Origin of the sequence: Bifidobacterium sp. RTP21102st3_E2_RTP21102_210122, from assembly GCF_040916945.1 — a bacterium.
GTDB classification, from domain to species: domain Bacteria; phylum Actinomycetota; class Actinomycetes; order Actinomycetales; family Bifidobacteriaceae; genus Bifidobacterium; species Bifidobacterium longum.
The window spans coordinates 80,380-102,799 of sequence record NZ_JBCPAN010000002.1 but is presented as its reverse complement, the minus strand read 5'-3'; the positions used below and the strand labels follow the sequence as shown (position 1 = coordinate 102,799).

15 protein-coding genes and 2 pseudogenes are annotated in these 22,420 nt (G+C 58.5%); 1 reads left to right on the top strand and 16 read right to left on the bottom strand.

Annotated elements, in window-relative coordinates:
• Positions 1-9: 9 nt before the first annotated feature.
• From AB5287_RS02475 to AB5287_RS02420, 12 genes and pseudogenes are all read right to left on the bottom strand, one after another.
• The gene (locus AB5287_RS02475; protein WP_007055183.1) at positions 10-1,374 is read right to left on the bottom strand and encodes a PFL family protein; all 1,365 of its coding nucleotides are present in this window, start codon (positions 1,372-1,374) and stop codon (positions 10-12) included.
• Positions 1,375-1,410: 36 nt separating this feature from the next.
• The gene (locus AB5287_RS02470; RefSeq protein ID WP_007055170.1) at positions 1,411-1,683 is read right to left on the bottom strand and encodes an ACT domain-containing protein; all 273 of its coding nucleotides are present in this window, start codon (positions 1,681-1,683) and stop codon (positions 1,411-1,413) included.
• 163 nt (positions 1,684-1,846) lie between these two features.
• The gene (locus AB5287_RS02465; RefSeq protein WP_007055166.1) at positions 1,847-3,757 is read right to left on the bottom strand and encodes a glycoside hydrolase family 32 protein; all 1,911 of its coding nucleotides are present in this window, start codon (positions 3,755-3,757) and stop codon (positions 1,847-1,849) included.
• Between the two features lie 105 nt (positions 3,758-3,862).
• Positions 3,863-4,954, bottom strand: coding sequence for a LacI family DNA-binding transcriptional regulator (locus tag AB5287_RS02460; protein WP_032738671.1), 1,092 nt, complete (start codon positions 4,952-4,954; stop codon positions 3,863-3,865).
• 28 nt (positions 4,955-4,982) lie between these two features.
• Positions 4,983-5,660, bottom strand: coding sequence for a YesL family protein (locus AB5287_RS02455; protein ID WP_007055207.1), 678 nt, complete (start codon positions 5,658-5,660; stop codon positions 4,983-4,985).
• Between the two features lie 61 nt (positions 5,661-5,721).
• Positions 5,722-6,657 (bottom strand): carbohydrate ABC transporter permease, encoded by a 936-nt coding sequence (locus tag AB5287_RS02450; protein WP_007055199.1) that lies wholly within the window; start codon positions 6,655-6,657, stop codon positions 5,722-5,724.
• Positions 6,658-6,669: 12 nt separating this feature from the next.
• Positions 6,670-7,597 (bottom strand): annotated as a pseudogene (locus AB5287_RS02445) (ABC transporter permease).
• Between the two features lie 151 nt (positions 7,598-7,748).
• Positions 7,749-9,356 (bottom strand): annotated as a pseudogene (locus tag AB5287_RS02440) (ABC transporter).
• A gap of 407 nt (positions 9,357-9,763) precedes the next feature.
• Positions 9,764-11,263 (bottom strand): DHA2 family efflux MFS transporter permease subunit, encoded by a 1,500-nt coding sequence (locus tag AB5287_RS02435; protein WP_007051325.1) that lies wholly within the window; start codon positions 11,261-11,263, stop codon positions 9,764-9,766.
• 275 nt (positions 11,264-11,538) lie between these two features.
• Complete coding sequence (gene galK, locus AB5287_RS02430; protein WP_010080830.1) at positions 11,539-12,789, bottom strand: galactokinase; 1,251 nt, start codon at positions 12,787-12,789, stop codon at positions 11,539-11,541.
• Between the two features lie 16 nt (positions 12,790-12,805).
• A complete protein-coding gene (gene galT, locus AB5287_RS02425; RefSeq protein ID WP_007053742.1) occupies positions 12,806-14,056 on the bottom strand; it encodes a galactose-1-phosphate uridylyltransferase in 1,251 nt (416 codons plus the stop codon).
• 4 nt (positions 14,057-14,060) lie between these two features.
• The gene (locus AB5287_RS02420; protein WP_032685139.1) at positions 14,061-14,864 is read right to left on the bottom strand and encodes a DeoR/GlpR family DNA-binding transcription regulator; all 804 of its coding nucleotides are present in this window, start codon (positions 14,862-14,864) and stop codon (positions 14,061-14,063) included.
• 220 nt (positions 14,865-15,084) lie between these two features.
• Here AB5287_RS02420 and AB5287_RS02415 point away from each other — a divergent pair, with 220 nt between their 5' ends.
• Positions 15,085-16,236 (top strand): quinone-dependent dihydroorotate dehydrogenase, encoded by a 1,152-nt coding sequence (locus AB5287_RS02415; protein ID WP_007051329.1) that lies wholly within the window; start codon positions 15,085-15,087, stop codon positions 16,234-16,236.
• A gap of 148 nt (positions 16,237-16,384) precedes the next feature.
• On the opposite strand, the gene AB5287_RS02410 is transcribed toward AB5287_RS02415, so the two are convergent.
• The 4 genes from AB5287_RS02410 to AB5287_RS02395 all read right to left on the bottom strand — a co-directional run bounded on the left by AB5287_RS02410 (position 16,385) and on the right by AB5287_RS02395 (position 22,403).
• Positions 16,385-17,749, bottom strand: a complete 1,365-nt coding sequence (locus AB5287_RS02410) for an NADH:flavin oxidoreductase/NADH oxidase (RefSeq protein WP_161519519.1) — start codon at positions 17,747-17,749, stop codon at positions 16,385-16,387.
• Between the two features lie 191 nt (positions 17,750-17,940).
• On the bottom strand, positions 17,941-20,256 hold the full coding sequence (locus AB5287_RS02405; protein WP_368220569.1) for a transglycosylase domain-containing protein: 2,316 nt from the start codon (positions 20,254-20,256) through the stop codon (positions 17,941-17,943).
• 103 nt (positions 20,257-20,359) lie between these two features.
• On the bottom strand, positions 20,360-21,079 hold the full coding sequence (locus AB5287_RS02400; RefSeq protein WP_007053746.1) for a Crp/Fnr family transcriptional regulator: 720 nt from the start codon (positions 21,077-21,079) through the stop codon (positions 20,360-20,362).
• Positions 21,080-21,317: 238 nt separating this feature from the next.
• Positions 21,318-22,403, bottom strand: coding sequence for a lipoate--protein ligase family protein (locus AB5287_RS02395; protein WP_013582404.1), 1,086 nt, complete (start codon positions 22,401-22,403; stop codon positions 21,318-21,320).
• Between the last annotated feature and the right edge of the window lie 17 nt (positions 22,404-22,420).

Genomic DNA, 22,420 nt, shown 5'->3' with positions numbered 1-22,420 from the left:
CCTACCGAATCAGTTCTTGAAGCTGTGAATCGGAGCGGGAATACGACCGCCACGGGTCACAAAGGCCTCGCAGCTGGTCTGGTTGACCGGCATGATGGGCGCGTAGCCCATCAGGCCGCCGAAGTTCGCCATCTCGCCCACGCCCTTGCCGGCAACCGGGATCACGCGCACGGCTGTGGTCTTCTGATTCACCATGCCGATGGCGGCTTCGTCGGCGATCAGGCCGGAGATGGTGGAAGCAGAGGTATCGCCCGGAATGGCGATCATGTCAAGACCCACCGAGCATACGCAGGTCATGGCCTCAAGCTTCTCGAGGGTCAGGCAACCGGAGGCGGCAGCGTCAATCATGTTCTTGTCTTCGGAGACGGGGATAAACGCACCAGACAGGCCACCCACGTAGCTGGAGGCCATGATGCCGCCCTTCTTCACCTGATCGTTCAGCATGGCCAAAGCCGCGGTAGTGCCAGGAGCGCCAACCTGCTCAAGACCGATCTTCTCCAGCACTTCGCCCACCGAGTCGCCTACAGCCGGGGTCGGAGCGAGGGAAAGGTCGATGATGCCGAACGGAATGCCGAGGCGGCGGGAAGCCTCCTGAGCCACCAACTGACCGACACGAGTGATCTTGAACGCCGTACGCTTGATGGTTTCGCACAGGAACTCGAAATCCTTGCCTTTGGCCGCATCCAATGCGCGGGAGACGACACCCGGACCGGAAACGCCCACGTTGATCACGGCATCGCCTTCAGTAACGCCGTGGAAACCGCCCGCCATGAATGGATTGTCGTCCGGAACATTGCAGAAGGCCACGAATTTCACGCAACCGTAGGAATCGTTGTCTGCGGTGCGCTCGGCGATGTCTTTGATGATATGGCCGAGCAACTCCACCGCATTCATGTCGATACCGGTTTTCGTGGAGCCAACGTTTACCGACGAGCAGACGATGTCCGTTTCGGAAAGCGCCTGCGGCAATGATTTGATTAACAGTTCTTCGGCCGGGGTCATGGCTTTGGAGACCAATGCCGAATAACCGCCGATCAGATCGACGCCGACTTCCTTGGCTGCCTTATCCAACGCGTGCGCGATTTGCACAAAATCTTCCGAAGTCTTGCAGCAGCTGGCGCCCACCAGAGAAATAGGAGTCACGGTGATGCGCTTGTTGACAATCGGGATGCCATAATCGCTTTCGATGGCTTGGCCTGTGGAGACCAGGTCTTTGGCATACGTGGTGATTTTACGGTAGATATTGTCGCAGGTTTGCTCAACGGAATCCGTCGCGCAGTCGAGCAACGAAATACCCATCGTGATGGTGCGAACGTCGAGCTTTTCCTGCTCGATCATCTGATTGGTCTCGTGGACCTCCATGATATTCAGCATGGTATTTCCTTAAGTCCTTTTCTTTTGAGGCCCGGCTCAGATGCGGTGCATCTTGGTAAAGATCTCCTCGCGCTGGCAGCGGATGCGCACGCCAATCTCCTCGCCGAGCTTGTCGAGATCGTCCACAATCTCGCCGAATTCCTTGCCGGCGTTGGAATAATCCACGATCATCATCATGTTGAAGAAACCGTCGATGATGGTCTGGGAAATGTCAAGCACGTTGACCTGATGTTCGGAAAGGTATGTGCAGACGCGTGCGATGATGCCAACAGTATCCTGGCCGACGACGGTGATGATTGCCTTGTTCATGGCGCTCCCTAAACGTGAGGTGTGAATATCCAGTTCTTGGCGAATTGCCGGACGTGCCCTCAAGTATAGGGAAGACACGTGCCAAAACACGTGCCTTTCGTCTATTTTGCCTTACATACTGAGATGACTGCCAGTTACCACCTGCCGCTGCAGCAGCTGTATGTCACCGCCAGATGCTGTCAAGCACACGCACATCCACGCAATCGACCTTGCCGTCAGCAACAAAACGGAACTCGCCATCGCCGTCCGCACCTTGGAACAGCATACTGCCGGCCGCTTCGCCATTGTTAAGGAAGACTTCCACCACATTACGGTCGAAGAAGATTTCGACGCGACGCACATCGGCGATGCCGCTATCGAAATCGATGTCGTCCACGACTGTTCCCTTCGTGACCAGTCGGGTCACGCCGTCGCGACGCTGCAGCTGCAATTCCATCGAATTACCATTGGCGGGATTGGTACCGGTCGCGATGAGCATTGTGAAATCGTCATCGTCAGCCAGATGCATGTCCGTGTAATACGCGTTGTTCGGCACAATAAAGAAGGTCCCGTTTTCGCCTGCATGCGCTTCCAAACGATCGCCTAGCAGCTGCTCGTACGCTTCCTTGACAGGACGGCTGGTCAAGCGGCCGTCACGCACGTGCAGTTCACGTGGCAGCGACATCATGCCGTTAGCGATGCACGGCTTTTCCACACGCATCGCGGGAAAGTCGGTATACCAGCCGAACACGATACGACGCCCGTCGTCGGCAGCAAAGCTTTGTGTCGCGTAGTAGCCGGTACCGAAATCGCACCAATCGCTGTTCCCTACCTGCAAACGTGGGCCATCGGCGGTGTCCTTGAGATCACCAACATACCAACGCACCTGCTGGAAACGACCTTGCTTGTCACGGTAGTGCATCAGAGCTCCGATGGCGACCGTCTTGCCGTCGAGCTGGAACAGGTCAGGACATTCGTAGGTACGTGACAGCTGGTGGCCGAAGTCGGCGAGCACCGGTCCTTCATACTGCCACGTCACGTTGCGCTTGAGCGGTTTCTTCGCGGAGAAGAGCGCCATGGCAGGCACCGTATCCATATTGGGCTTGTCGGTGCCGGGCATGCCTTGCGGACCGCACGTAAACCAGCCGTCTGTACCCTGTACGCTGATGCCAGGCGCCGCGGAGGGCACAGCATCAGTATCGAATTCGGCGACCGGCAGATTCGTGGCGGTCACCATGTAAGCGCGTTCCGGATTGATCGCCTCGCCGGACATGCCGGTTTCCACCTTCGGATCACGGAAATCGAAGCCAAAACCATCGTTAACGCGCAACGCGACTGGAGATTCGACACTCACATGCACACCATCCTCACACAAGCAGGTGGTCTGGTATTCAGTAACAGACGATTCGTCTCCGCGAGTCTCCAGGTGCCGGGTTAGATACAGGCGAATAGCGGCCGCATCATCACCCTTGCAGGGATTGTCACACGCATCCACCGTCACCGCGGATCCGGAGAACGCGCCGCCAACGATGCGTTCGTCGATATGCAGCTCCGGCTGCGGTTCGAGGAAGATTGGCAGATGCGTCCAATGCACCAGATCGCGGCTCACTGCATGGCCCCAGTGCATATTGTCCCAGCCAAAACCGTACGGATTGAATTGGTAGAACAAATGGTAGCGTCCTTGGAAACGACACAGGCCGTTAGGATCATTCATCCAGCGAGCGAATGGCTCGAAATGCGCCGCAGGGCGAGCGAAACGATCATAGATCTGCTCCAGCGTCGGCTGCGTATCCCATTCATTGTCATATGGATTCATGCTGATGAAACGCACGCCTTCATCAAGAAGATTCTCACACTCGGACAAGTAGGCGAACCGCACGGTCAGTTGGCGCGCTCTCACCGTGAGACACACGCTTGTCGGCACCGGAATCAAGAAACGGTGGCGACGCTCGGCCACCGGCATGGCATGGCTGGCGATTTGATGGCCGTCCCCGTCTGTAATGGTGACGGCAGCGTCATCGCCGCATCTTTCGGCGAACAATTCCAGCAAACGGTAGCCGCCGGTTTCGATGGCAACGGAATAGTTGTCAGGCATAATAAGCTCCTCCACAGCGCCACATGATCAGATATCACGTGGCTACGCATTGAAAAAAAAAACCGATAATCGGAAAACTAAATATGAAAAAAAGGGGAACACCCGTCACAACACGATGGAATCGCGTTCGATGATGCGGCAGCGCAATGCTGTTTTGCCGCCATCTCGTTGTCTCTGTACCGCCATGCCATGATCGGATTCGAGATCCGCTACGGCCTTATCGCCGTCAAGCATGGCAACCAGCTGCCGAACCGCTTCGAAGCCCATTTCATAATGGGGCAATTCCAGCGTGGTCAGAGATGGTTTGATCACATCAGTGATGAACGGCTGATTGTCGATGCTAATCACCGACACGTCGGTTCCGATGCGCACTCCGCGTTCTCGCGCAGCTTCATAGATGAAGGTGGCGCGCACATCGTTGAAACAGAAGATGCCGTCCGGCTTGATTTCGTCGAATACCCGCGCCGCCTCAGCAGCAGCGTTGGTCATCTCCAATACATTGACGACCAACGCCTCATCGAATGCAATGCCAGCTTCCGCAAGCGCACGCCGATAGCCATCCAGACGCTCCCCCTGCGCGATAATAGTGGTTGTGGAACCGTAGTAAACGATGCGTCTGCATCCGGCTTGAATCAGACGGTTGGTGGCATCGTGCCCGGCCATCTCGTCATCAGGGTAGATTGAAGGAACCTTCCCTGCGGCGTCCTCACCATCCACCACTACTGTCAGACTGCCTTCCAATACCTCAGGAATGTCCACTTTACGGTGATACATCATGGCGTACAGGAAGCCGTCCACGTTGTACCGACGTAGGGCGGATATCTCTTGGTCTTCAAGTTCGGCATCATTGTTGGTGTTTGCGGTAAGCAGGATGTATCCAAGCTTGCGCGCGGCGTCCTGCGCCCCTTGGAGCACCTGACCCGCATACGGAGTCGTGGCTATCTCATCGGTGACGAATCCCAGAGTATTGGATTTGCTGGTGCGTAAGGTGCGCGCCACGGAATTAGGCTTGTACCCCATGCTCTCGGCAGTCGTACGGATTCTCTGCGCAACCGCCTTGCTGACGCGATTGTGATCCTTGTTGTTCATAACCAAAGACACAGTGCATACGGAAACACCCGCTTCCTTAGCTATGTCTTTGATAGATACCAATCGTTTGGACCTGTTCACTCGTTGACTTACTGACGACTGCAGCATTTTATCACCCCCTTTTTCTGCGAACATGTCACGATGTCTGGTTTCGGGCGCGGCCCGTGCTCTGTTCCATGCGGTCATGAATGTCCATTCCAGGCAGACGGCCGAATGAATAAACAATCCAAGCTGTGCAGAACATCGGCAGCGACAAACCGAACACCATGAGAATTCCAGGCCATTGCACCCATACAAGCACGGTGAGAATCAGCAGTCCGACCTGCAGAAGGCTGCACAACGGGCGTGCCACAATCATCGCCAGTGTTGTACGAACAATCCAGACGGGACTCTCTTCATAGTTCGCGCGCACCACCCAAACCAAGGACGAGAACACCGCCAAAACTACGATGATGAGCAGCAGCACGCCGGAAACCATGATGTCGAAATCGCCGCGAGCATGCCAGTTCATCACGTAGTAGTCGACGATAACCACGGCCCAGAAAATAACCAAAGGCCAACCGAAAAGATTCGCGCGCTTGACTTCGCTTTTCCAGAAGCCGTGGAACGTCTTCCAAACTTCCTTGGCCCGCATTGAACAGTCCTCAGAAAGCAGCCACGCACGGAACGTAGCCTGCGCAGCCGCGAACGAGGGAAGAAATCCCAGCACGACTGCTCCCATCAGAGTGTGCGCGAGTATGGCCACGTTGACCACGAAAATCGCGACTAGCAGACGGCAGAACCGCTCGTAGGCCACAGAGAAGCGGGCAAGCATGGCGAATCCTTTCTATCGGCTGGCCTTTGGATTGGCTGTCTCTTGTCGGATTGCGTTTGACTCAGCCCTTGACCGCGCCGAGCATCACACCCTTGTTGAAGTACTTCTGCAAGAACGGATAGAGCACAAGCAGAGGCAGGGTAGAGACGATGATGATGCCGAACTTGATCTGATCGGCGGCCTGCTGCTGCGCAGCCGCGTTGACATTGGTTCCAGTACCCTGCGCCACCAACAGCAACTGCTGCAACACCACCTGCAATGGCTGCTTCGTGTCGTCGGTGATGTAGATAAGGCCCGTCATGAAGTCGTTCCAGTGGCCGACAAAGTAGTACAGACCAATTACAGCCAGAATCGCGGAGCTTAACGGCAGCACAATCTTGAAGAAGTAGCCAAAGTAGCTCAACCCGTCGATCTGGGCCGCGTCGAAGAGCTCTTCGGGGATAGAGGTCTCGAAGAAGGAGCGGGCCACGATCACGTTGTACACGGAAACCGCACCAGGCAGGATGAACACCCACATGGTGTTGTTGATGCCGAGGCTCTTGTACAGCAGGTAGTTCGGAATCAAGCCGCCGGCGATGAACATGGTCACGGTGAACAGGAACATAATCACGCGCCGCGGCTTGAACTCGCGACGGGATAGCGCGAAAGCGCAGGGAATGGTCACTGCCATGTTGACCGCGGTGCCGACCACCGAATAGATGATGGTGTTGAGATAGCCCTGCCAGATGCGCTGGTTGGCGAACACCTTAGCATAGCCAGCGAAGGTCACATCCTTGGGTAGCAGCAGCACTTCACCGCCGGCCACGGCGTTCGGATTTGAAAATGATGCGATGACCACGAACCACAGCGGGTAGAGCACCGCCACAATGGTCAGGAGCAGCAGCACATTGATGATGCCCGACACCGCCCAGTCACCCGGCTTCTGCTTCTGACGCACGTGCTTGTTCCAGGGAATGTCGTTCTTGTTCTGGGTAACAGCCTCAATTGTTGCAGACATGATAAAACCCTTCTAGAAAATGCTCGTATCGGAAACGCGCTTGGCGATTGCATTCGCAGTGATCAGGAAGATGAAGTTGACCAAGGTGTTGAACAGACCGATTGCCGTCGAGTACGAGTACTGGCCGTTGATAATACCGATTTTGTAGGTGTATGTGACGATGACCTTCGGTGGCCGGCATGTTCAGCGAGTTCTGCATCAGGTAGATCTTATCGAAGCCCACGTTGAGCACGGAGCCCATGTTCATGATGAGCAGAATCGCGCATGTCGGCATGATCGTAGGAATATCGACGTAGCGAATCAGCTGCAAACGGCCTGCACCGTCGATCTTCGCCGCCTCGTACAGTGATGTGTCCACGCCGGCGAGCGCAGCTAGGTAGATGATGGAGTTCCAACCAACATGCTGCCAGACTTCGGAAATCCAATAGACCGCGGTGATGGCGCTGGTGGAACCCATCAGTGATTCGTCGCCGAAGAAGCGACCGAGAATTCCGGTGCCAGGAGTCAGGAAGATGTTGAGCATGGAGACGATGACCACCACGGAGATGAAGTGCGGCATGTAGGTAATCGTCTGCACGAAACCTTTGATCTTCTTAGAACCGATCTGGTTGATCAGCAGGGCCAGGATAATCGGGAAGATGAAGCCCATGACCAATGTCCACAGGGAAATGCGGATGGTGTTGGTCATAATCTCACCAAACAGCGGATTGTGGAAGAATTCCAGGAAGTATTTGAAACCGACGAATTTGCCGCCGGTCAGGCCTTTGGTCGGATCGAACTCGCGGAAGGCGAGCTGGATGCCCCACATCGGCGCGTAGGAGAACAATCCTACGAAGAACAATGCCGGAGCGGAAAGAATCCACAACTGCCAGTAGCGACGTAAATGGTCGGCGATACGATCGAGCAGACCTGGTTTCTTGCGGTCGGGAGCCGCTTCCATCGCCACGGTCCGTGCAGCAACGCCTTGCGATGTTTGTGCACTCATGTTGGTCTCCAATTTAGGATGATTGCTAGGGAACAAAAGTGCGGGGTCCGACGGCATTCACAGGAGAGGAACGAATCCGTGCGATGGACCCCGCGGTATTGCTTGGCTACTTGGTGTACTTGTCGTACCACTTCTGCCAAATCTCGATGTTGGCGTCGAGGCCGAGGGTCGGTTCGGACACCTTCTTCACGTAGGCGTCCCATTCCTTGTCGATGCCGCCCTTCTGGACCCACTTCGCGATCTGGTTGTTCGCGTAGTTGGAGATGGCGGTGTTGTTGTTCTGCAAGGTGTTGGAGTCCTCGGTATCCGGGCGCACGTAGATCGGGACGACGTCCTTGACGCCGTCGACGCGGTTGCGCGCCTCGCGGATGGCCTGGTCGGAGGCGGTGACCTGGTCAGCATTGGTGTCGTTGACCATCTTCACGTCGTCGCGGATCCAGCCGCCGAAGCGGTCCTGCAGGGCGATGGCACGGGTGTCGGGATACTCGGCGTAAGCCTTCTTCTTGTCGATGGTGTACTGGTGATCGCCATCATCGGAGACGATATCCGGGATGGAACCGAAGAAACCGGCCACGGAAAGCTTCTCGCCATACATGGCGTCGATGACCTTGTAGATGGCGTCCTGGTTAGCGGCGTTCGGGTTGACGGTCAGGCCGGAACCGGAGTAGGCCCAGCGGCAGGCGTCCTGGGAATAATCCCACTTGACCTGGGCGTCGGGCGTGGAGGCGTCCTTCTTCAGCGGCGGCAGGGTGACGTACTGGTCGCCAAGCTTGTCGCCGTATTCGGCGTAGTTGGACCAGCCGAAGGAGACGCCGGTCAGCGCGGTCTAGCCGTCACTGACGGTCTGCGAAGTGTATTGCGAGGCGTCGCGGGTGAGCACATCCTTCGGGATAAGGCCCTTGGCCATGAGTCCGTGCAGGTAGGAGACGACGTCCTTGAGCGCGTCGGAGGTGTAGTAGCTCTTGACCTTGCCGTTGTCCACGTAGTAGCCCTGTTCGGAAGCGCTGCCGCCCATGAAGGAGGTTACCACGCCTTCGGAGTTCATCAGCGTCAGGGGGCTCCACAGGCCGAAGCCGAGGCCGCGGATATTCATCGGTACCTCATCAGCCTTGCCGTTGTCGTTCGGATCCTGGGTCTTGAATGCCTCGAGCACGTTCTCAAGCTCGTCCCAAGTGGTTGGCATCTCGAGGCCGAGCTTGTCAAGCCAGGTCTTGTTGATGAACATGTGAGTGCCGGAAACCCCGTAACCCTTGCCACGATCAGACGGCAGCATGGCGATTTTGGTTCCGTCGGTCACGTACTTCGCGGCGCCCGGCTGGGCCTTGAGGAACTCCTTGACGTTCGGCATCTTGTCCAGATGCGGCTTCAGATCCTCGAAATAGGTGCTGTACTTGGCCGCATCCACCATGCTGAACAAGCTCAAGCCAATGTCCGGGAATTCACCGGCGGCCATCTTGGCGCTCTTCTGCTGGCCCCACGCGTTGTCGGAGACTTCCTGCCACTTGATGGTGCAGTCGCAGGCGGCTTCCAGATCCTTGGTGTACTGGGTGTCCTGCATCGGATGGTCGGTCACGTTGCGACGAACCAGAATGTTGACAATCGGCTTGCCATTCTCATCTGTGGTGGCCTGCTTGTTGCCGCAGGCGGCAAGCGCCGTGGCCATAGTCGCAACTGCAACGATTGATGCCAACAGGCGAACACTTCTTCGTGCCATGATTAGGCTCCTTCTTCCTTTATGTTTCCTCCTCGCACCGATGTAAGACGCACCTGTACGACCCCGTCAGCCACTTGCCTTGTGACTGTTTCTTTACGGTGGTCAACACTATAAATCGTTAATCGTTTATCTCAATAGTTAACGCTCACATTGACCAGTCCACCCAGCGCCGCAAACGTAAACTTCGGCTCCATACTGCCGTTCTCGCAGAACACCGGAATCACCCACATCGCGACACGCCGTTAATCGTATAACGTATGTATCGTCTGTCGTCTGACCGTTGCCAGGCACCAATACCGCCGGAATGGAACAGCTCAGACAAGTCACAAACCTGCATCACGCCATTCATGCTGTTCCATTTCCGGATTCGCGGACTCTCAGGAATCATCGAGTCCGTTGTGCCATGTTCACACGGCCAGACTCTCAACCGCACCGTCGTCGACCTGCACCGGCACCAGCTTCGGTTCTTCCTTGCCGCCCTTGAGCATAAAGGAGAAGACCAGCACGATTGCCACAAGCACGAGGCCGAACATATAGCCGTAGCGCGAACCGTCCACGAAGCCCTGCGCGGCATTGGCACCGCCACCGGCCGCATAGCCGGTCTGGCCCAGGCCCAGCAGGCAGGTGGCCACAGCGGTGGCGATGGCGCCGCACACCTGCTGCATGGTGTTGAGAATGGTGCTGCCATCAGCAGCCATGCGGCCCGGCAACGATTTGAGCGCAGCGGACTGCGCCGACTGCTGAATAAACGGGATGCCCACCATCACGATGATGTGTGCGGCCAAGAACAGCACAACACCCGAGTCAACACCGATGGCAAAGAACAACGCGCCACCGATGGCTGCCATCACCACACCGATCCACACGAGCACCCTCGCACCATGACGGTCGAACAGGCGACCGGCCATCAGCGTGCACACCGCGTTGACGATGCCGCCGGGCAGCATGAGCAGACCGGCGAGCGTAGAGCTCATGCCCAGTCCGCGCTGCAATTCCTGCGGCACCAAATACATGAACGCCAAAGTGCAGGCAAACGAGCAGCTGACCATGATGGCCGGCGTACGGAACGCCGCAATGCCAAGCGCGCGCAGGTCAAGCAGTGGGTCGGCGATGTGCAGCTGACGGTAGGCGTAGAGGGCAAGAACGACTACGCCAATCACCAACAAACCGACTACCGCCACGGAGAAACCCATGTCGCTGATCAGGCTCACGCCGGCCACGAGGCAGCCGAAGCCCAGCGCGGAGGCGACGATGGAAAGCATGTCCACGGCCGGGCGCGTGCGTTCGATTGGGGTGACGAAGAATGCGGCCGTGCAGGCCAGTGCGATTACGGCGACGACGGCGAACAGCGCGAAGATCGCGCGCCAGCTCAGGGCACCGATCAGCGCGCCGGCCAGGGTGGGGCCGATGACCGGCGCGAACATGATCACCAGGCCGGCCACGCCGTTGGCGGCACCGATTTTGTGGGGCGGGAAGACGCGCATGATGGCCGCGTACATGGTGGGCAGCACGATGCCGGTGCTGATGCCCTGCACGATTCGGCCGGCGAGCAGCACGGGGAAACCGGTGGCCACGGTGCATACCAAGGCACCGACGAGGAAGCAGGTCAGCGCGAACAGCACGAGCGTTTTGGCTTTGATCCATTTGAGCATGAAACCCACGCACGGCAGCACCACGCCAATGGCCAGCATATAGCCGACGACCATCCATTGTGCGGTACCGGAGGATACGGAGAACTCGTCCATCAGATCAGGCAGGGCGATGTTCATGGATGTCTCGGACAGCATGCCGAGAAATGCGCCGATGTACAGGCCGAGCATCACCTTATGCGGATGGTCGAAATGCCTGGTTTCGGAAGCGTTGTGGGGGCTATGGGAATAAGCGGTGCCGGATTCGCCGGCGGGCATGATGTTATCGGAAGTTGTCTGGATAGCGGACAACGGAACCTCTCTCGGATTGTCTCTTCAGATTGCCGTCGCGCGAAAATGTCGTTACGCCCCTAACGTCCGGGCCAACGACGGCAATAAAAAACGCATGGTGTCTGCCATGTGATTTCGGCAGACGCCATGCGATTTTCAAAACAATCCGTCACCGTAATACGATTCAAGATTCTTCGTAAGTCCGCCCCGCGTGTCGCGGGATAAAACGAAGCTCCCTCGTCAGAGGGAGCTCAGATGCGGGCTCAGGCCTCACGCGAAGCGCTCGGAGCGGCATAAGCCGCGAGGGCGCGCGGAGCGTGGAAGCCCTGCTTTTCGAACTCGTCGGCAATCTTCTGGGCGACTTCCTGAGAACGGCCCTTGTCCACCAACGCGATGATGGAGCCGCCGAAGCCGCCGCCGGTCATACGCGCACCGTAGGCACCGTTCTTGCGGGCCACGTCCACGGCGATGTCCAGCTCGGGCACAGTGACCTCGTAGTCGGCGGCCAGCGAATCGTGGGAAGCGTTGAACAGACGGCCCGCGGCCTTGATGTCGCCCTGAGCGAAGGCACGCACGAAGGAACGCACGCGCTCGATTTCGGTGACGACGTGGCGCACGCGCTTCTTCATGGTCTCATCAGGCAGGGCGTCAAGCGTTTCCTTGAGGGCCTGGAACTGGTCATCGGCCTTGGAGATGCCGTCGGCGGTAACGCGCAGGTTGGCCACACCGAGAATCTTGGCGGCTTCCTCGCAGGTGGCGCGACGCTGAGCGTACTGGCCATCGTTGAGCTGGTGCGGAGCCTGGGTATCGACCACAAGCAGCTCGAGGTTGTACTTGTCGAGGTCGAACTCCTGCTGGGAGACGTTCTCCAGCGGGGTCAGCTCCGGGCGGCAGTCAAGCAGCAGCGCGTGGCCGGCGGTGCAACGCATGGAAGCGTTCTGGTCAAGACCGCCGGTGGAGGCACCGGCCATCTCGTTCTCGGACTTGATGGCGGCGTTGATGAGGGTCACACGGCCGGCGTCGGAATCGCCGTAGCCAAGGCCGTACACGTCGTCCAGAGCCAGAGCGGTGGAGCAGGTCATGGCGGCGGAGGAGCTCAGGCCGGAGCCCAGCGGCACGCAGGAGACGAAGGCGGCGTCAAAGCCCTTGACCTTGTCGAAACCAGCCTGACGCAGCGCCCAGGCCACACCGGTCGGGTAGGCGGACCAGCCGTCCACGCCACGGGCCTTGAGGCCATCGAGATCAGCTTCGGCGACCTTGTCGGGAGCCACGTCGGAGACGACGCGAACCTTGGTGTCTTCGCGCGGCTTCAGGGCGATGAAAGTGCGGTGCGGCAGTGCGATCGGCAGGCACAGGCCGGCGTTGTAATCGGTGTGCTCACCGATCAGGTTCACACGGCCCGGAGCAGCCCACACGCCCTCGGGCGCAGCGCCGTAGGTGTCGACGAACAGCTTGGTAGCTTGCGAGACGCCTTCCTCATGGGTCAGCGGCTCAATGAATTCAACAGCAGTCATTGATGTTTTCTTTCTATCAGTCGGCGATGTCGATGGAGCCGAGCTCGTGGAAGCGCTTGGCGATGAGTTCCGGCGTGGTGTCGGAGATCCAGGCGGCCATGCCGGATTCGGAGCCGGCGAGGTACTTGATCTTGTTGGCGGCGCGGCGGAAGGAGAAGAACTGCAGGTTCAGGCGGTAGTTCTCGCGGCGGGCGTCGTGGATCGGGGCCTGGTGCCAGGCGGCGATGTATGGCAGGTCCATGCCCTTGCCGTCGCCCTTGTCGAAGAAGGCGTTGCCGCGCTTCAGGAGGTGCGAGTACATGGAGGCGAGGTCCCAGCGCTCTTCGTCGTTGAGCTGGTCGAGGGTGAGCACGTCGCGCACCGGAGCCACGTGGACCTCGAGGGGCCAACGGGCGGCGGCCGGCACGTAGGCGACCCAGCTGTGGTTGCGCATCACGATGCGTTCGCCGGCTTCGAGCTCGGCGTTCATGATGTCCTTCAAGAGGTTGCCACCGGTCTTCTCGTGGTAGGCCTCGGTGTGCTGGAGTTCCTTCTCCATCTTCGGGGCGATGAACGGGTAGCAGTAGACCTGGCCGTGCGGGTGAGCGAGGGAGACGCCGATTTCCTGACCGTGGTTCTCGAACGGGAAGATCTGCTCGATGCCTTCCATCTTGGAGATTTCGGCGGTACGGAAGGCCCAAGCCTCAACCACGGTGCGCAGGCGGGAGACCGGCAGATCGGCCGGCAGGCCGTCCTCGTTCGGGTCGAAGCAGATGACTTCGCAGCGGCCGGCGGCGAGCTTCTTCTCCCACAGCGGGTTGCCGTCAACGTAGGTCACGTCCTCGGAGACGCCGGGCACGCGCACCATCGAGGGGAAGCGGTTCTCGAACACCACGACGTTGTAGTCGGTGTCCGGCACTTCGCCGTCCTGGTACGGGTCACCGGGCTTGCGGGCGGCCAGCGGGTTGCCCTTGGCGGTGGCGCCGGGGCCGGCGGTGATCGGACGGTTCATACGGGCGGTGGCCATCGGAATCCAGTCGCCGGTCAGCGGGTCGCGGCGCATCTGCGGGGCGGCGTACGGCACTTCGTTGCCGTCGGCGTCCAGGTGCGGGGCGAAACGGTAGTCCAGCGGGCGCGGGTCCTTGAGCTCGCGGGTCTTGGCACCGGAGACGAACTCGGGGTCGTCGTCCAGGTAGAAGAAGTCACGACCGTCGGCAAGCGTCGTCGGCGTGATGCGGATGTGCTCCTTCGCATACTCCCCGGGGGTGTAGTTGGCGAAATCAGCCATGGGTTTACTCACTTTCCTCAATGGTCTCGCTCTGGTGGGCCAGCACGAGTTCCTTTACCAAATCCTTGGTTTTGGCGGCGGAGTCGGGGTCGAGCCCGTCGTCAGTAATGACCGTGTTCACCTGGTCGAAGCGCGCAAACAGCGACAGCGATGTGCAGCTCCACTTGGTGTGATCGGTCAAAACTATGGTGCGATCGGCGATGTCCATCATCGCCATATCGGTTGCGGCTTCCAGCGAATTCGGCATCAGGAAGCCACGGGGAATCGACACCGAGTGGGTGCCGAGGAATACGGTGTTGACACGCAGCGAGGCGACGACCTTGTCCGCGATCGGACCGACAAGCGAGTTCGATCGGGTGATCACGCCGCCGGTGACGATCACCTCCACGTCCTTGGATTCGAGGGCCTGGACCAGTTCGGCCACGGGAATCGAATTGGTGAGGATGGTGATGCCGCTGGACTGCTGCGATTCGAGCAGATGCTGGGCGAAGACATAGGCCGTGGTGCCGCCGCCGATGGCGATTACATCGCCGGGAGCCACATATTTGATGGCTTCCTGGGCGATGGCGTCCTTCAGGCCGATATCCATCTGAGACTTGACGGAGAACAGGGGTTCGCTGAGCAAGGTACTGGTAGTCACCGCGCCGCCATGGACGCGCTTCAACAGTCCCTTGTCGGCAAGTTCGGCGATATCGCGGCGGATGGTCATCGCCGACACACCCAGTTCCTTCGATAGCGCCGTAATGCGCACTGCCCCGCGTGTGCGCAACCTGCTCAAGATGAGGTGCTGACGTTGTGACGAAATCATGCGAACATTATCGCACACAAAAGCTCACAAACCAAACCGGCTTGAGCGTTTTGGGGACAATTTCTCGAAAATTCCGGGCAATTCAGGTGTCATTTCCACAAAACCGCGCAAAATCGCACATTGCGCGAATCGATATTCTCACAGCGGTAGCCCCCTTCCCCAATTCGCCTAGGTAGGAATCACCTAGCCGCACCGGCCCAAGCGTGAGACAATAGGCGGTATGACTTACGTTTCTGAAAGCTTCTGGCACAACGCCGTCAACAAAGCCACCACCGATCTGTTCACCTTCGGCTACAAGCACATCATCAAACCGAACTTCGTGTTCAACCACCGCCCCGATGAGGCACACGATCAGATGATCGAGTTCTGCCACGTCGTCAAGAACGTCCCGCCGCTGCTGCTCGCCGAACAGCTGATGCTCGACTACACCGACCCCATTCTGGAAACGAATGTGATGGGCGTCGATTTCACCAACCCGTTCGGCCTGTCCGCCGGCCTCGACAAGAACTGCGAGATGCCCGTGGTGCTGGACCACGCCGGCTTCGGCTTCGAAACCGTAGGCTCCACCACCTCGCGCCCCTGCCCGGGCAACGCCAAGCCGTGGTTCCACCGTCTGCCTGAATACGATTCGATGATGGTGCACGTCGGCCTCGCCAACATCGGTTCGGACAAGGTCATCGAGCGTGCCGAGAAGGCTTGGACTCAGGCCCGCCAGATGCAGCTGTCCGTGTCGATCGCCCGCACCAACGACGACCAGTGCGGCGATTTGGACGAAGGCATTGAGGATTACTGCATTTCAATGCGCCGCGCCGCCGGCCGCACCGCGATGGTGGAGGTCAACGTCTCCTGCCCGAACACGCACGTCGGCGAACCGTTCACCGCGACTCCGGAAGCGCTCGACCGTCTGTTTACGGCGCTCGACAAGATCGACCGCCCGCAGCCCACGTTGGTCAAGATGCCGTTGAACAAGCCGTGGGGCGAGTACAAGGAACTGCTCGATGTGCTGGCCGAGCACAATGTGCAGGGGCTGTCCATCGCCAATCTGCAGAAGGACCGCACCGGCCTCGAGATTCCGCGCGATTGGGAGGGCGGCCTGTCCGGCGGCCCGTGCACCAACGCCAGCACCGAGCTGATTCGCAAGGTGTATAAAGAGTATGGCGACCGGTTCGCTATCGCCGGCATCGGTGGCGTCTTTACCCCCGAGCAAGCCTATGCGAAGATTCGTTCCGGCTCCAGCTTGGTCATGTTCATCAGCTCGCTGATGTACCGAGGCCCGCAACAGATCACCGTGTTGAAGCGCGGTCTGGCCCAGCTGCTGCGCCGCGACGGATTCGAGCACGTCTCCGACGCCGTCGGCGTAGACGTGGAGTGAACTCACATATTGCCCTATTACCCATGGGGCGGTAAAACCCTCATGGGGCGGTGATTGTCCCATGGGGCGGTTAGCCAAATTTCACATTCCGCAGAATACCGCCGTTTTGGGTTACCGCCCCATGGGAAAGTTACCGCCCCATGAGGATTTAGTACGCACCGGCCACGTATTGCGGGGCGTAGGGGATCTCGGTGGACGGTATGCCCAGCTTGTTGGCTGCACGCAACGGCCAGTATGGATCACGCAATGCGGCGCGGCCAATCTCCACGGCATCGGCTTCGCCATGGGCCAGAATCTTGGCCGCCTGCTTCGGCTTGGTGATAAGACCCACCGCGGTCACCGGAATATCGGCCTTGGCCTTGACCTGCTCGGAGAACGGCACCTGATAGTTCGGCTTGACCGGAATCGACACTCCCGACATGATGCCGCCGGTAGACACGTCCATCACATCGACGCCATGCTCCTTCAGCACCTTGGATAGTGCGATGGTCTGGTCCAAATCCCAACCGCCGGCGGCCCAATCCGTGGCCGAAATGCGCACCAGAACCGGCACGCCCTCAGGGACGGCCCCACGCACGGCATCCACAACCTCGACCAGGAACCGAGAGCGACCGGTCAAATCGCCACCATATTCGTCATCACGCTCATTGCTCAGCGGGTCAAGGAACTGAGAAATCAGATAGCCATGCGCGGCATGAATCTGAATCGCCTGGAAGCCGGCGGCCACCGCACGGCCCGCCGCCACGGCGAACGCGCCGACCAGACCATGAATCTCATCCACGGACAGCGCGCGCGGCGTACGCAACCCACCGAACGCGATTTCAGACGGTGCCATGGTAGGCCAGCCGCCCGCCTCCTCCGGCACGTTCTGACCGTCGTAACCAACGGCAAAGCAACCAGTCGAAGCCTTACGCCCCGCATGGTTGAGCTGGATGGCAGGCACCGCACCCGCCTCGCGAATACCGTCCACGATCCAGCGCCAAGCATCAATCTGCCCGTCTTCCCACAGGCCCAGATCGCACGGCGTGATACGCCCCTCAGGAGCCACGGCGGTGGATTCGACAATCACCATGCCGAATCCGCCGAACGCGCGAGACACGTAATGCTGGTAGTGGAACGGCGTGGGCCTACCATCGCGGGCGAACGACGAATACGTGCACATCGGCGGCAACCAAATACGATTACGCACGGTCACCTCGCGCAGCGTCATTGGCGCAAACAGCCCCGGACGGTCCTTGCTGACTTTCTTATCTGCCTTGCTCACAGCTTCCCTTTCCTCATAATCATCGAACGATTCGCTCGTCTTGCCCGCGCCGGCCCGCTTCTTGGACCGTGCATCGGATTTTGACTTCTTCTTACCGTGCTTACGGTTCTTCGATGCATCCTCGTGCTTGGTCTTCGGCTGCTTGGACTGATCGCCGTCCGAAGACGAAGCCAGCGTCACCGCTTTGAGATCCGGCACGTCGAATCCACGAAAATCAAAATTCTCATGCGTCAGATCGTCGTTGCTCATCGTTCCCCTTTCCGATGCACGTTCATGGCAAATATTCGATGAACGCGATGGCGTTGTCATTAAGTATTGTAAAACGGGCGTCACCTGAAACAGGTAACGCCCGCAAACTACGTAATTTGGGTATCGCAGTCGGCCATGCTACGCAGACTCAGCCGGCATGCAATCACCAAATGTCAAACGCCAATCACCAATCACTGGCCATCATTCGACTGCTCTGAATTGGTGCCCTGGGTTTGGGTGTTGTTTTGCCCAGTGTTCTGCGACTGAGACTGATTGTTGCTGCTCTGCGATTGGCTGTTGCCATTCGTAGTGGTCTGCGGCACGCTGAACGTTCGTCCGCCAATGCCCAGATACTTGCCAGTCGTGGTGTACTTCGAGACGGGCTGGCCGTAATCGTTGTCAATCGGTATTTTCTTCTTGGAAATGTAGCTATTGAAGAAGTTGGTAACGGCCGGAGCCGCGATTGTCGAACCATCCCAATAGCTGTTGTACCGGCCGTTGATGGCAATGTTGGAAATACGGTTGGTGTACGGGTTCTGTGCATCGCCGACCACAGCGAACGCCGCAATCTGATTAGGAATGAACGATCCACCGGACACCGCAAGATCCTCACTGGTACCGGTCTTACCAAACGACTTACGCCCGTCAGCCAATCTGAATGACCAACCGGCACCATCCGGCCGCACCGTACCTTGGTTCAGGGTATAAGCGAGTGTTTGGATGATGTCCTTATCCACCGCCTGATGGCAGTTCGCGGATGGAACCTTGAGATCGTTGCCGTCCTTATCGGTCACCTTGCTGATGGCAATCGGGTTGCATTGCACACCATTCGAGGCGTATACGGCGAAGATGCTCGCCATGGTCAGCGGGGACACATTCACCGAGCCGATCATCATGGATGGTGTATACACCTGGGTTTTGTCGATGGTCTCACCCGTGGCGGCGTCATGGTATCCCAGTTCAGTCGCGGTGTCCGCCACCTTGCACAGTTTGAGGATGGCACCCATGGAAGCCTGAGTAGTGTTATGCGAACGGACCAGACCGAGGAATGGGCTTTCTGGGTTCACTGTACCTGCGCCCATGGCGTTCGACACGTTCCACGAATCGGCACCGCCCGAATAGTTACTGCAGGCGAAGTCCGTAGTGGGGTATGACGTCGAAGTCTGGAGGTTGTCGTTGATGGAATGGCCCGCTTCCATCCACGCAATCAGGTTGATCGGCTTCCAGGACGAACCGATGGTCCAACCAGAACCACCGCCATCCGCCAAATCGACGGCATAGTTCTGGCTCGTCTTGGTGGGATCGTTCGCGGCTGCCGGAGTGGCGTCATAGTAACGATTCAGGCCAAAGCTCAGCACTTCGCCGGTTCCTGGTTTGACTGCGGCCATGGCTATCTCCATGCCGCTGGGATCGTCCGGTGGAATGGTATTACGCGCGGTCTCCATCATCGTGGAATTCGCTTCCACATCCAGCGTGGTGACGATTTTCAGGCCACCCTCCTGCAGCAGCTTGTTACGCTCCGCACGAGTCTTGCCGAATTCTTCGGAGTTCTGGATGCGATGCACCACGAAATCACAGAAGTATGCGTAGTCGCCGGTGTCCTGGCAGCCGACGTTCACGGCCTGCACCTTCAGCGTGTCCTTCAGCGGCGTGTTCACGGCTTCGGTGTACTGCTTCTGGGTGATGTACCCCTCCTGCAGCATCAGCTTGAGCACGATATTGCGCTGGTTCTCGCTTTCCTTCTGGTTCTCCTCGACCAGCGGATCGTACTGGCTCGGGTTCTTGGTGATAGCCGCGATGGTGGCGGACTGCACCACGTTCAAATCGGCGGCGGACACGCTGAAGTAGCGCTGGGCTGCGGTTTCCACGCCATACAGGTTGTTGCCGAACTGGGCGATGTTCAGATAGCCCTGCAGAATCTCGGCCTTGGAATACTTCTTCTCCATCTGCACGGAGATCAGCATCTCGCGAATCTTACGGGCGACGGTGTCTTCGGTGGCATGGTACTGGGCGATCGGGTCGTCGTCCTCGATCGCCTGCATGAGCAGCACGTTCTTGACGTACTGCTGGGTCAGCGACGAACCACCCTGCTGGGAGCCTTTGACGAGGTAGGTCTGCACGAACGCACGCATCACGCCTTGCACGTCGACGCCGGCGTGAGTCCAGAATCGACGGTCCTCGCGCGCCACCACTGCCTGCTGCATGGTTTTGGAAATCTTCTTCAGCGGCACGACGATACGGTTTTGGTTGTAGAACGTCGCGATAACGGTGGAACCGTCTCGCGCGTACATCGTCGACTTCTGGGGCAGACTGGTCACGTCGAAGTCCACGTTTTCTACCTTGAGCGACGGAATCACCGCTTTGGCGGCTTTATTGGCACCGACCACACCCGGTACAAACAACACGCTGGCCGCCACGCCACCGCAGACGGCAAGCATGATATAGGCCAAGAGGAGAACAAGCACACGTTGGAGAGTGAGGGACTTCTTTTTGGGCATGGGCCCCATTCTAAATGGGGTGCCCTACCAACCGGGCTTACGGTCAGCTCCCGTGAACATATCATCACAAGAATCGCACTAGCGTAACATTGGCTGGAAGTCAGCCGAACGGTCAGCGCCGCGAGCGTCGAATCAGCATACCTGGCTGGAAGATGATGATCGATCGGCCGTCACGTGCGATCCATCCGCGGTTGGAAAAGTCCATCAACGCCTTGTTCACGGTCTCACGACTGGAGCCCACCAGTTGGGCCAGCTCTTCCTGAGTCAGGTCATGCGGCACTTTGAGGCCCTGTTCCACCGGCTCGCCGAAACGTGAGCCCAAGTTGAGCAATGTCTTGGCCAGACGCGCCGGCACATCCATGAATACCAAGTCGGAGATGCGTTCGTTGTTGCCGCGCTGGCGGTTGGCCATGACCTGCAACATGTCGATGGCCACACGCGGATGCTCATCAAGCCATGCGAACAGGGCATCATGCTCCAGCCAGACCACGCGCGTGCCATGGCTCATGGACACCGCGGACGCGGTGCGCGGGCCACCATGAGGGTCGAATACCGGAATCTCGCCAAGCACTTCGCCCGGCGCGTGGATGGACAGCAGCTGCACGCGGTCATCGGAAGAAGTGCGAATCAGCTTGACGCGCCCCTGCTCCAGTAAATACATGCGCTGATCGGTATCGCCTTCGGAGAAGATATAGTCGCCTTTATCGAACGTCGCATGCTTCAAATGCGGCAACAGCTCCTCGGCTTCGGCTGGCGATACCTGCTTGAACAATGCCGTATGCAACAGGATGTTTTCCTCGTCAGCAAAAGCGTTTGGCGTTTCCAAGCTCATCGCACCATCCTTATTGTCCTATGACCGTCGTCGCCCATCCGTCATATTGTAACGCGCCCCACAGGTTTCGTCAGGAGCATGCCCTCATTCGTCACTTCATGTGTGGCACGATCCGATAGCCGTACGGCATGCTGACGAATGCGTTACCGCGAAAAACGGCACTGTCGCGGCTACCGCGCTCGCCCATGACAAAACCGCGCACGGCCAGCGGCAAAATCGTATACGGCCATCGGTGAAATCACGCCGCAAACCAGTCAATAAGGTGCTCGACGATGTGTTCGCGGCTGAGACCCGTCTGGCTTTTCATCGGGTCCACGCGTTTGACCGCTGATTTCACCGCTTTGTCTGACATCTTCTCGCGACTGGTGTTGAGCACACGGCTCATCTTGGCCGCATCGATGTCATACGCCATGGTCACATGGTGCAGCACCGCGCCGCCTGAGCCTACGGGGAAGCGCCGCTGCGCCGCTCCCCCGATCTTGCCGTACTGCGAGGCGATATCATTGAGGCCCGCGAACCGCACATCCAAGCCAAGTTCGCGCAGCGCTTCGACCAGCCACCAGTCACAGAGCCGGTAGGATTCTTCGATGCTTACGCCCTGAACGAAATCGAGCGGCGCATACAGAGAATAGGTAATGGTGTTGCCCGGTTCGATAAACATCGCTCCGCCACCCGTGCAACGGCGTACCACGTCGAAGCCGAGCTGCTTGGCAATGTCCAGATTCACCTCGTCCTGGGCCGATTGGAAACGGCCGATGACCACAGCCGGGCCCGCCCACTCCCATAATCGGATGGTCGGCTGTCGTGTTCCTGCTGCGACTTCACGCGCCCAGGTCTCGTCAATGGCCATTTGCTCGTCCGGAGTACGCGGATGGTCGTGGATCACGGTGAGTTGAGGCTTGAGGGCGTTCCAGCGCTCCCGGTATTCAGAGCTTTTGTCGGGCTGCTTGGTTTGTGTATTGATGGATGCTGGGATGTTCGGCGCATCGGGGCTGCCCACCCCCACCCGCTGAGCTGGAGCCCCCGCCAGCGGGGGCAAGTTGCTGCTTACGGCTCGGCTGTATGCGGTTTTGATGGCAACTTCATCTGTGCCGATAATTTGGCAACTAGGATGAGCGTCCAATACGGACCGCAATGAATCATCGCTAATTAGAGCTCGTTCCAGGTCATGCAACAAAGCATGGGATTCGGCATCCGAAACTGATTCAATAAAGAAATCACCGCTGATATGGCATGACTGTGCGGTGCCGTCATCATCGACGGATACGGTCACGGCGACTAGTTTGCTGCCAACGGTTTTGCATTCCCCATGTCGCATTTGCATGCAACTCAGTATAGAGA